The 12,468-nt window shown below is 37.1% G+C and carries 8 protein-coding genes; 6 read left to right on the forward strand and 2 right to left on the reverse strand.

From position 1 onward, the window contains the following. Nucleotides 1-22 precede the first annotated feature (22 nt). Nucleotides 23-514 carry a hypothetical protein gene (locus FN756_RS06260; RefSeq protein WP_142602463.1) on the reverse strand — a complete coding sequence of 164 codons (492 nt, stop codon included), beginning with the start codon at nucleotides 512-514 and terminating at the stop codon, nucleotides 23-25. 392 nt (nucleotides 515-906) lie between these two features. Between FN756_RS06260 and FN756_RS06265 the strand changes: the two genes are divergently transcribed. The 3 genes from FN756_RS06265 (at nucleotide 907) to FN756_RS06275 (ending at nucleotide 5,277) form a co-directional block, all read left to right on the forward strand. Beyond that, on the forward strand, nucleotides 907-3,750 hold the full coding sequence (locus tag FN756_RS06265; protein WP_142602464.1) for a TonB-dependent receptor: 2,844 nt from the start codon (nucleotides 907-909) through the stop codon (nucleotides 3,748-3,750). A gap of 84 nt (nucleotides 3,751-3,834) precedes the next feature. After that, nucleotides 3,835-4,749, forward strand: a complete 915-nt coding sequence (locus FN756_RS06270) for a TraB/GumN family protein (protein WP_142602466.1) — start codon at nucleotides 3,835-3,837, stop codon at nucleotides 4,747-4,749. Nucleotides 4,750-4,929: 180 nt separating this feature from the next. Continuing rightward, entirely contained in the window at nucleotides 4,930-5,277 is a 348-nt protein-coding gene (locus FN756_RS06275) for a zinc ribbon domain-containing protein YjdM (protein WP_142602467.1), read from the forward strand. 121 nt (nucleotides 5,278-5,398) lie between these two features. On the opposite strand, the gene FN756_RS06280 is transcribed toward FN756_RS06275, so the two are convergent. Continuing rightward, on the reverse strand, nucleotides 5,399-5,590 hold the full coding sequence (locus FN756_RS06280) for a hypothetical protein (protein WP_142602469.1): 192 nt from the start codon (nucleotides 5,588-5,590) through the stop codon (nucleotides 5,399-5,401). A gap of 36 nt (nucleotides 5,591-5,626) precedes the next feature. On the opposite strand from FN756_RS06280, the gene FN756_RS06285 reads away from it, so the two are divergent. The 3 genes from FN756_RS06285 (at nucleotide 5,627) to FN756_RS06295 (ending at nucleotide 12,444) form a co-directional block, all read left to right on the forward strand. Beyond that, nucleotides 5,627-6,988, forward strand: coding sequence for a chloride channel protein (locus tag FN756_RS06285; protein WP_142602470.1), 1,362 nt, complete (start codon nucleotides 5,627-5,629; stop codon nucleotides 6,986-6,988). A gap of 548 nt (nucleotides 6,989-7,536) precedes the next feature. Further along, nucleotides 7,537-10,755, forward strand: coding sequence for a SusC/RagA family TonB-linked outer membrane protein (locus FN756_RS06290; RefSeq protein WP_142602472.1), 3,219 nt, complete (start codon nucleotides 7,537-7,539; stop codon nucleotides 10,753-10,755). A gap of 36 nt (nucleotides 10,756-10,791) precedes the next feature. After that, nucleotides 10,792-12,444: a RagB/SusD family nutrient uptake outer membrane protein gene (locus FN756_RS06295; protein WP_142602474.1), complete on the forward strand. Its 1,653-nt coding sequence runs from the start codon at nucleotides 10,792-10,794 to the stop codon at nucleotides 12,442-12,444. The last annotated feature ends 24 nt before the right edge of the window (nucleotides 12,445-12,468 follow it).

Consider the following 12,468-nt stretch of genomic DNA (forward strand, 5'->3'; position numbering starts at 1 on the left):
AACTAAATCTTTTACAAGAGATCTAATTCTTTTTCAAAGCGCGTTTTAATTCTCCGTAAGTAGGAATCTGCTGCATAATAGAAGCCCTGATTTGTGTTACTATATAAATCTCTGCTTGATAAAATTCAAAAGCCGTAACCGCATTAGTTGCTGCTTTTATTTTTTTATAGTAAAGCTCAAGGCTTTTTTCTTGGTCTTGGCGATTGACAAAATACTTTGTGATTAATGAGTCGGCTACTTTGGGGGTCATATTTTGGTAGGCATGGGCGGTAGCTTCATATAGCCTGATTCTTTCTTTTATGGTATTCTTATTTGCCTCTTGGTACTCATCGTAGATCTTCCAAAAAGCAACAGAGTCTTTTCCGCTAACCGTAACTAATTTGTGAACCGCTTCTTTTTTCTGAACGCCTAATAATTGTGCCATCGCATCAGCTTCAGCATCACTTGTTTGAGCGTAGACAGCTTGTGTGGCATACACAAAAAATACTGTCATTAAGGTAATTTTAAGATTCATAGGTTTTGTATTTGAAAGAAACTCAATTTACTAAAAATAAAAATTCTAAGCACTTTAATTTTGCATAAAATAAAAGCTAAAATACTGAATATTAAATGATTGCAAAATGAATTAATTGAGGCTGTGCTTTTTGATTTATGGGTGAATTTAGCAGGTCAGCTCCGAAATCAGGGGGATAAAAGTAATGAGCTATTTACCTTCAATTCAAGTTAAGCCATTCTTTATGTTAATTTTCTTAACAAATACTACAATAATTTAAATAAGTGTTTCGTTGATGTTTAGAAAAATATACTTTAGTTAGCTTAAATACTATATATGATTACTTCCTGATAATGAAGCTCAACGTTAACCTCATTTACCTAAAATTTTATAACTAAAACCTATTGAATTTAATGAATCATCTACCCAAAGCAGCAATGTTAACATGCCTGGTATGCCTTTGCTTTTTCAATTCTTTTGCTCAAACCAAAACTACCGGATCAATCAGCGGCAAAGTAAGTAACTCGGGAAAGGAGGCTCTAGACGCAGCCATGATTTCCGTGGTTCATCTAAAAGACTCTACTTTTCGTAGGAATGCAATGACGGATAAAAATGGAGCATTCGAAATAAGATCTTTATTGATCGGAGATTATAAACTATATGTCAGCTATTTTGGGTTTAAAGAGCAAGTAAAACACTTTTCTATTTCAAAAGAGCAACTTCAGCCGAAGCTCGACATTCATCTTGATTCATTAAAAATCATCGGACTGCAAGAAGTAACAGTTGTGGGCGATGCTCCTCCAATTAAAGTAAAACAGGATACCGTAGAGTTCAATGCCGGTTCGTTTAAAACTAAAGACGGAGCTGTAGTGGAGGATTTGTTAAAGAAACTTCCGGGTGTTGAAGTTGAGAAAGACGGAACCGTTAAAGCACACGGTGAAAGGGTAACACAAGTTTATGTAGAGGGAAAACCTTTTTTTGGCAACGATCCTAAAATTGCTACTAAGAACCTGCCTGCTAACATCGTTGATAAAGTACAGGTAATTGATGAAAAATCAGAGCAGGCCAAGCTTTCAAAAGTGGATGACGGAGAGCGTAAAAAAGTGGTAAATCTTACTCTTAAAGCGGATAAGAAACAAGGGGCCTTTGGAAATGCTTCTCTAGCCAACGGTGTTACCGATTTCACAAATAATCGCAACCGTTACGAGGGGAATTTGAATATTAACCGATTTACAAAAAAACAACAGTTTTCTGTTTTGTTCATGAGCAACAATACCAACAAACTGGGTTTTTCATCGGGTGATTTAAATGATTTTGCAGGGACCGGGGGAGCAAGCAGCCTATCAGGGGATGGGGCTATCTATAATTATAATTCCAATACTAAAAAGGGCTCCATTGATTTTAATAATGTTTTTGGAACTGAAGGCAATTCGGGGTTAAACAGTTCTACTGCCGGAGGAATTAACTACCGGAACTCGTTCAGTAAAAGATTTGACTTTAATGCCAGTTATTTCTTGAGCAGTATAACGAATGGTCGCCAGGAAAAAGTAGTACAAACAACCACGCTTGAAAACCAATCGCTGTTTGCCAGCAACAGCACAAACGGTGATTCCAAATCATTTAACCATCAGTTGAATATGAATATGGAGTTTAGAATTGACTCCACGCAGACTTTTAAATTTAGACCTTCTTTTGGGTTAAAAAGGAACACGAGCAACTCATTATTCCAATTTGAATCCATTCGGGATAACCAGGTAAGAGTGAATGACGGCTATCAACGAGGGGATCAAAATTCATTGACGCCAACTCTTGATAACTATTTCAATTATAACAAACAATTTAAAAAACCGGGACGCACGTTTTCAGTGAGAATAATCAACCGGCTGAGTCAGAATGGGGCGAATACGTATAATGATCAACTGAATAATTACCAGGAGACCGGAGCGTTTGATCTGATCAATCAGTATAAAAAACAAGAAATTACCACATCAAATCATAACTTAAACCTGCAATATAGTGAACCAATTGATAAGGAACGCAGTCTTGCGATTAGTTATGAGCTGAACAACAGGATCGATTACTCCGAAAGAAATACCTATGATTTTAATGATCAGTCTGCTCAATTTGACCAGTTCAACCCTTTGTTTAGTATTAACTATCGCAATAGGGTTACTTACAATAAATATAGTACCCGACTTGGTGTCAGGAAAAAGAATTACAATTATTCACTGGGGCTAGGGCTGCAACAAATTTATTTAAGAGGCAATTCGCTCACTCAAGACAGTGTTTATAAGCAGAATTTTGTAAGTATCATACCCAATGCCGAATTAAATTATCAGCTTTCTAAAAAGAAAACAGTAAGTATGCGTTATGGCGGACGGATTGCTCCTCCCCAGTTTTCGAATTTGCAATCAGTTGCCGATAATTCAAACCCTCTTAATGTACGATTAAGTAATCCTGATTTGAAGGCAGAATTTATTAGTAACGGAAGTATTAGTTATGGCTACAATGATATTGCCACCGGAAAAAACTTAAATTTAGGTTTATATGCAGGTAACACGTTTAATGCAATTTCTGCCAAAACAACCATAGATGTTGCTACCGGTAAACAAACAAGCCGTCCTGAAAATGTGAACGGTAACTATTACTTTTCCATGTTCGGTTATAGTTATTTTCCGGTTAAATGGGGCAATACAGCTATTAAATCATCAATCAGACCCAGCGTTAACGCTTATTTTAGGAGGAATGTATCATTTATTAACGGGGACAAACTAGCCTCCATAAACATTACACCTTTTATCTCTACATCCTTCAATTTTAGTTTTAAAGAACTTGAATTTGATGTATCATGCAATTTGAGATACAATAAAACCACGTATGAAAATAACGTCATTAAAGCTGTGAATTATTACTCTGTTAACTCTGCCATGAGCATGAGTTACAGTATTCCTAAAATAGTAAGCTTTAGTTTTGATGCCAATCAATTTAATAATCCGGGTTATACTTCAAATAAGAGTTCGTTCATGATGCTTAATGCGAGCATCTATAAAGAGTTTTTGAAAGGGAACAGAGCGAAAATTGCCTTGGAGGGATACGATCTGCTCAATCAGAATACCGATGTCTTTCGTTCCATCACTGATAATACGATTATAGACAGGCAAACCAATATCCTCCGTCGTTATTTTATGCTCAACCTAACATACAGGGTGAGCAAATTCGGTGCTGCTCCCAAAAAAGAGAGATCACCATTTTTTTGATAGGAGTCAAGGTTTTATGAATAATGTTTGTATTTATTAAAATAATTATTTGTATAATGAGCCGGTTAATAATCAGCTCATTATATGAAGAAAGCTTTACTTTTTGTATCCTTAGTATCTTTTCCCTGTCTGAGCTTATTTGCTCAGTCTCGACTGTTCTGGGAAATTAAATTCAAAAACTCAAAAACACCCTCCTACATGCTGGGAGTTCCTATGGTGCTTTGTCCGGATAAGTTAGTGTTTAACGACTTTGAGCGGCAGAAGCTACAGGAAACCAAGCAATTATATGTGCAAAACGATATTACACGCCCTGATTTTATAATCTCTGTACTGTCATTTTGCAGGCTTCCTGAGGGTGTTAAGTTACAAGATGCTTACTCTGACTCTGATTATGCTTTTTTAAAATCATTTTTTAAGGATTCACTTAATTTGGATTTGGAAAATCCGAAAGGTAATTATGATCCGCATGTCTTAAAATACATGTTGATAGCGCATATGATGGGATGTGAGCCACAGTCAGCCGAAACTGCGGTGATAAAGTTTGCAATAGAGCAAAATAAAGAAATTCATGAATTAGAAAGCGTACGGGAATATTATGAGCATGTAAATAAAGTTGGTTTAAAAGGCAATGCCGATTTTCTATTAGAATTCGTAAAAAATTATGACGCTATAGCAAAAAGTTATAAGCGCATTGAAATGGATTACTTGCATCCCGAGAATATGGATTCCAAATTCGTATTTAAGTTTGATGACAAGTCAACTGAATACATGGTTAACGGCCGAGCGGAAAAATGGACTCAAAAGATGAAAAAAGCGATGGATGAAAAACCTACTTTTTTTGTTATCCCTCAATTCATGTTAGTTGGCGACAATGGAATTTTGAACTCATTAGCCCAAATGGGTTACGAGTTAAAATCGTACGATAAGCTAGGGGACATCAGGCGATTTGTTGACGGAAAAAAAGCAACTGCTAATAGTATTGTAAATAAAAATAAATAGCAGATATTTTAAATCAAATGCTGTTAGGCTATATTTAAAAACGAGGATAGCACCAAATAAATGGCTATCTTCGCCTTTACGTTTGGTCATAGAACAGTGAAGACTAAGCATCGCTAAACATTCCAATTTCGCTCCAGTCCCGCTACTCCTTCAGGACAAAACGTTAACAAATAAAAAATTATGTCTGAAGAAATGAAACCTTGTCCACAATGTAGCTCGCCTTATGGATATTTTTTAAGTGAAGAGCTATATGCCTGCCCTGAATGTGGTCATGAATGGAATCCAAATGAATTAATTGAAGAACAAGAAGGCAAATTGGTGGTGAAAGATGCAAACGGAAATCTATTGCAAGATGGAGATTCGGTAATCGTAATAAAAAACTTGCCCGTAAAAGGAGCATCCGGCCCGGTTAAGGCTGGAACTAAAGTGAAAAATATTCGCCTAACCGAAGGAGATCATAACATTGATTGCAAAATTGATGGCTTTGGCGCCATGGCATTAAAATCTGAATTTGTTCGAAAAGCTTAACCCCTTTTTCGTGAGAACATATTAAACGTACAAACCACATTGAAATTAGGGGGCTTTCTCAAAAAGTCGAACTAACCTATTTTTGTACACTGAGCGGAGTCGAAGCATTTGTTTCATGATGTTACAGACCTTCGACTTCGCTATCTATGACACCAACATTCCGATAGGTCACTCTCATGCCGACAAGCGTTTTAATACCGCCTCTTTTTTTGCATTCCATACTTTGAACGCCGCGCTTTTTTGCTATTTTTAAGAACGAGGCCATTTTGGCATTTCTGAAATCCCTTTTAAAGGTCATATCCCAATAGTTCATTCCAAAAAAATTAATCAATTGCGAGTCAAATCTTTAATGAAAATTCAACAGGATGCATGGTTTAATAAAGTCATATTTCATTTCAAAGAAATACAGGGCAAAACAGTAGAAGCCAATTCAAAATTAAAATCTCAGTTTTTCCAGTTTTTGCCATTTTTAATCGCTTCGTTTTTAACTGGATTCTTCGCCTTTTTATACAGTAAACTATTTAGTTTTTCCGAAAAACAAGCATTTCTTCTCTTCGAAAAGTACCCGCTTTCTCCATTCATTGTAACTCCTGTTGCCTTTCTTTTTTCCTGGTGGGTAATAAAGCAGTTTGCTCCCTTTGCCAAGGGAAGTGGCATCCCGCAAGTAATGGCTGCCGTTGAGCTGGTGAAGCCGAATCAAAATCACCTGATTAAGCAACTGCTTAGTTTAAGAATCATTGCTGTTAAAGTACTTTCAAGCACGGTGAAAGTTTTGGGTGGAGGTATTTTAGGAAGGGAAGGGCCAACCATACAAATTTCAAGTTCTATATTTAATCAGGTATATAAATGGGCCCCTAAATCGGCGATCTCTATTTCACAAAAGAGCGTTTACATTGCCGGGGCGGCTTCAGGCCTGGCGGCAGCGTTTAATACTCCATTGGGCGGGATTATTTTTGCAATCGAAGAATTATCCAAATACCATATTAAATACTATAAAACGCCGTTGTTCGTAGCTGTAATCATCTCCGGGCTAACTGCCCAGGGTTTTGGCGGATCTTATTTGTATTTGGGCTATCCCAAAACAAATTTTGGCGGTGACATTGTATATGTAGGCATCCTTCTAACAGCAATAGCCACCGGTTTATTTGGTAGTTTAATGTGTATCGTTCTGTTAAAGTTTATTAAATACATAAAAGCTCAAAAATCAAATTTTAATCATGTTGTTATTGTAGTTGCCTGTGGGCTGTTTGTGGCATTCTTTATTTATTTCTTTGGGAATGAGGCCATGGGTTCGGGTAAACAAATAATGGAAAGGACGTTATTTACAGACAATAAATCGGTTAGCTGGTATTTGCCTTTTATAAGAATGAATGGCTTAATCGCCTCCTTTAGTTTTGGAGGAGCGGGAGGGATATTTGCTCCTTCCTTAAGTGCAGGTGCTTGCTTTGGGGGAGTAATAGCCGATCTGCTTCATTTGGCAGGAAGTAATGCCAACTTATTAATACTAACCGGGATGACAGGATTCTTAACAGCTGTAACCAGGGCTCCCTTTACAGCAGCAATCATTACGTTTGAAATGACAGAAAGGCATAGCATCATATTTTTTCTATTGCTGAGTGCCTTCATTGCCAACGTAATAGCAAGTTTGCTTGAAAAGCACTCTCTGTATGAAATATTAAAGGGCTATTATTTAAATGACATTACTAGCTAAGGTTTAGGCTCAAAACCAATTGCATTAATTGGATTTCTGAATTTAGTTTAACACTCTTTTGATCTATCTAATTGATTAGTCAAAGTCGAATTTTTTAACTCTTTTATTCTAATTATTCCTTAATGTACTACTAATTAACAATCGTTATGCTAAGTGGCTTAGTGTCTTATTATTTTAATTTAAAGTTAATAATTGCTTTGAAATAAAAATGAGTTGATCCGTAGAATAGTCCATTATATTCAATGGAAAGTCCATTGCATTACAAAGGCTGAAAAGTGAATTTGGGCCTTCCTTATAAGTAGCAAATCTCATTGCGCAAAAACGGGCTTTTGCCAAATAAAAACTATTCAGCGGAGCGGGGATTTAATAATTAATAAACCCATATAGTTGAGGTTAAAGAAAGGAGTGTGAAATAGAAGTAAAATTGACGTACTTAATAAACAAACGGGCAAGTTTCCCATCACCTAAACGGTTAAGTTTTCATGAATCAAATGTTTTTAATCAGCATTCAAAGATTTATAGTGTGTAACTATCCAACCCCAATCTAAATGAAAAAAAATTACTCAAAAGTTTTTACCATAAAGCATAATCTCAAAAGAGGTTTCAGAAAAGAAAGCATCATAGCGTTGATGTTACTGGCCTCTTCCCTCAACGTTTTGGCGCAAGAGACGCCTAAAGAAACAAAAGAAGTAAAGACGGTCGATCTTAGCAAGCCTACTACGCTAGTTAAAGGGCGTGTGTCGGACGAAAAGAACGAAGCCCTGGAGGGAGCAACCGTTCTTGTGAAAGGAACCAATTTCGCTGTGAATACCGATAAATACGGTGAATTTACAACTAGAGTGCCACAAGGCTTTGAAGTTCTGATGATTAGTCATTTGGGCATGAAGATGCAGGAAGTCAATGTGAAAAATAAGACCTTTATAAAGGTTTCTCTTGAAAGTGCCATACGTCAACTTGATGACATTGTGGTTGTAGCCTATGGAAACCAGCAAAAAAAGGATGTTGTTACCGCGGTTTCAACCATCAAGGCTGAAGAAATCATGCAGCAAAACCAAGTGAACCTAGGGAATGCTTTGCAAGGTAAAATAGCCGGTGCGACCATTATTTCAAGTGCCGGCACGCCTGGTAGGGACAGACCTACAATTATGCTCCGTGGTGGCAATCCAAACACTACAAACGGTTCTCCTTACCAACCTTTACTGGTAGTTGATGGAGTGCCACTTTATACTGATGCTCCAACTGCTCTAAATAGCATTTCATTAAATGGTTTGACACTTGAAGATATTAACCCTGATGAAGTAGAGTCAATATCAGTATTAAAGGACAACGCCGCCACAGCTGTTTATGGAACCAGGGGGGCTAATGGTGTTATCTTAATTACCACCAAACGTGGAAAAATTGGAAAGCCTAAGTTTACTTATTCTACCGGCTATGCTGTTGATAAACCTACACGTTTCCCCAAAATGCTTGGAGGCTACCAATATGCACTTGCTCAAAACGAAATTGATAAGAATAATAACGCATCAAAACTAACTTATAGTGATGCTGACCTGGATATTATCAAGAATAATTCGGATCCATATAAATTTGGTAATACCAATATGTACGATTTATTGGTTCAAGGTGATGCAAGCCAGCAAACGCATTCATTAAGTGTTAATGGAGGAAATGAGCAGGTTCGTTATTATATTAACGGTTCAACCACGGGTCAGAAAGGTATCATTAACGCGTATGACTATAAACGCTATACAATTCAATCAAACCTTGATTTCAAACTGACTAATGATTTAAAATTGGCGGTAAACACCGCTTTTGCGAGCTCAAAAACTGATGGCGCTAATACTTCTGCAGAATCTGTTTTCTCGAGTATGTTCACAAATAATCCACTTACTCCGATCTTTAATGCAGATGGATCTTTATATGGAAACGAGGGTGCTAATAGATGGGCCAATATAAACCCGGGACTTTCAGGATATACTATAAACAAATCAAACAATATTACAGCAGCGGCTAATTTGGAATATTCACCATCGTTTATAAATGGTTTAACGTTCCGCTTAAACAACAATATTAATTTTAATGCTGCTGAATACAAAAACTTCTTCAGGTATTACAACACCTATATACCTGATGCAACCCAACCAACAGGTTATTTACAAAAAGGAGGATTCAGACCTAACGAATTACGTAACAACCTCGGAACCGCTACTTTCTTTAATACTGATTTCGGATTTGATTATTCGAAAGCAATTGGAAAGCACCGTTTTGGTGTGATGTTATTAGGTACGAATTATTACACCAAATCTAATTCTACCCAGGTTTTTCGTGATGGAATTATTGCAGGGCTTGAAACTATTTCTCAAGGACGAAGTACAAATCAAACAATTGGCGGTACTGATACAGAAGCCGGTAAAATTGGAGCTGTTGCACGTGTAAATTACGATTTCAATAATAAATATTCATTAGAAGCTTCAATGCGTGCCGATGCCTCAGATAACTTTCCTAAAGCACACAGATGGGGATATTTCCCAGGTGCTGCGGTGGCTTGGCGTTTAAGTGAAGAGAACTTTATTAAAGATAATGTAAGCTTTATCAATGATTTAAAGATCAGAACCTCAATTGGTTTGGCCGGTATCGATAATGTGTCGGCTTACAATTACCTTTATTCATATACGCTTTCCACAACAGGTTTAAGAAATGGTGGTGGTTATGCTTTTAATGGTACTTACCAACCCGCTTTTGCCTTGGATAACGGTAGTATTCCTAATCCAAACTTAACCTGGGGTAAAAGTTTGATGAGAAATATCGGTCTTGATTTTTCATTATGGAAAGGCTTGCTTGCAGGAACCTTTGATGTTTGGGATAAAAATGTTTATGACCTTCCATATAAGAAAGTGTTTACATATCCAACTACATTGGGTATTGATGCTCCGAATTTCAACTTTGCAAAAGAATATTATAAAGGTTTTGAGGCTTCTATTTCTAACAATACCAAGTTAGGAAAAGACATGTCGCTTCAAACATCATTAAACCTAACGTATACTTATTCACGCGTTGTTGATTATGGTGAACCGGAAACCCTTACTCCTGCCAATAAAAAAGAAGGATATAGTGTTACAAGTAATAAGTATTATAAGGCCCTAGGTATATTTCAAACCCAGGAAGAAATTGATGCCTACGAAGTTAACCAGGATGGTAAAACTCCTAAAAACTCATCAATTAAGCCGGGAGATATTAAATACGCCGATTTAACCGGTGACGGTAAAATTACTGTTGATGATCAGCAAGTTTTCAATAACACAAATATCCCACCGTTATCAGGAGGATTGAATTTAACATTCCGTTATAAATCTCTTTCATTAAACGCGATGTTACAGGGCGCAGGTGGAAATTTGGTCAATTTTGTACCAAGCAACTTTAGTGCTTATGGTTATGACAATAGCTGGAGACCAGGAAATGAGGATGCCAAATATCCACGTCTTTCCACTTCTAGCAATAATTCTCCAACTTCAAAACCAAATACACTTTACCTGTTAAAAGGGGATTACCTGAGGTTTAAAAATTTAAGACTTTCATATACAGTTCCTGCGAAGTTATTGAAGAAAACAGGTTTGTCTAATGTAATGATCACAGCTGGAGCAACGAACTTATGGGCAACTTCTAGAATAAAAGATATTGATCCTGAGGTATTAAACAAAAACTATAATAACGGAGGATATTATCCTACACAACGTAATTATAGCCTTGGAGTGACTGTTGGTTTGTAATTCAAAAATAGCTTGTAATTATAAATAAGAAATTAAATGAAAACGAAAATATTTGCATTATCTATACTGGTTTGTGGGGCTTTAGGTTTTTCAAGCTGTAAAAAAGGATTGGACCTTGAACCCAATGACCGCCTTACTGATCAACAATTATGGAGCAATCAGAGCCTGGTATTGATGTACACCAATAACTTTTATTCTCAATTGCCTAGTGAATTTAACGGAGTAATATCATCTAGCTGGTTATTAAGCAGCCTTACGGATGATGCTATGGTTTCCTCCACCAGCACCTCATCTTCATCAGCTCGTGGTATTGCCAATCAACTTTTTGATGCCAATAATTCACCTCTTACTTCTACCTGGAATAACAGGTACACCTATATTCGCAGAGCAAATTTATACCTGCAAAATATTGACAACGTGCCGGGTGATCAGCAATTGAACGTACGTTTAAAAGCTGAGGTAAGGTTTTTACGTGCTTATTATTACTATGATTTGGTACAATGGTTCGGAGGAGTGCCACTTATTACCACTGCGCAAAATTATGATGACCCGGATTTGTTCCGTCCGAGAAATACCATTGATGAGTGTTATGATTTCCTAACCAGTGAATTGGACCTTGCTGCCAATGATTTGCCTTCTTCTTATTCAACAGCTGACGCAGGTAGAATTACCAAACAAGCTGCAATGGCATTAAAGTGCCGCGTACAAATGTTGAAGAAGGACTGGACCTCAGCAGCGGCAACAGCTAAAGCGATCATGGATCTTGGAAAAAATTCATTGTTGGCGAACTATACAAGCGTGTTTACCACTCCTGCCGCAACTAATACGGAAGTAATACTATCAGTACAGCATAATAATAATAAAGACGAGCGCGGTACGCAGTTTGACTTAAATACAATGTCTCCTTATTATGGTGGAAGTGGTAGTAACTGTCCTACACAAAACCTTGTTGATGATTACGAAATGAAAACAACAGGTAAGGCTATCACTGATCCTACTTCGGGATACGATCCTACCAAACCATATCTAAATCGTGACCCACGCTTTGATGCCACCATTTTATATGATAACGCTGTTTTCAAAAGCAGAAACATGCAAATGTATACCGGTGGACAGGATGTTACTCCAAATACCGGATTGGGTATTACGACAGATAAAATTTCTCCAACAGGTTATTACCTGAAGAAATTCACCAATGAATCACTTAACATTATGGATGCTAACGTGAGAAGCAGTTATAACTGGCCATTGATCCGTTATGCCGAAGTTTTATTAAACTATGCTGAGGCACAAAATGAGGCTGTAGGTGCGGATCCTTCTGTTTACAATGCAATAAATGCGGTTCGTCAGCGTGCGGGCATGCCGGTAGTTGCTACTGGTTTAGATCAAGCCCAAATGCGTAATGTAATCAGACACGAACGCCGCATTGAATTGGCATTTGAAGGTTTCCGTTACTGGGATGCAAAAAGATGGAAAACAGCTGAGCAATGGTTCTCAAGTACTACTAATCCAATCAAAAAAGCAACTATTACATATGTTGCTTCAACAAATACAAGAACTTACGATTTCACTAAAACTGTTACCTATAACAGGTCATTTTTGGCAAAGCATTATTTGTTCCCGATTCCTCAGGCAGAGATGATTAAACCGGGTAGTAAGTTAACGCAAAACTCTGGGTGGGAACTTTAAACCGAATAATCAAAATTCAATCAA

The organism is Solitalea koreensis, assembly GCF_900182575.1.
Lineage (GTDB): Bacteria > Bacteroidota > Bacteroidia > Sphingobacteriales > Sphingobacteriaceae > Solitalea > Solitalea koreensis.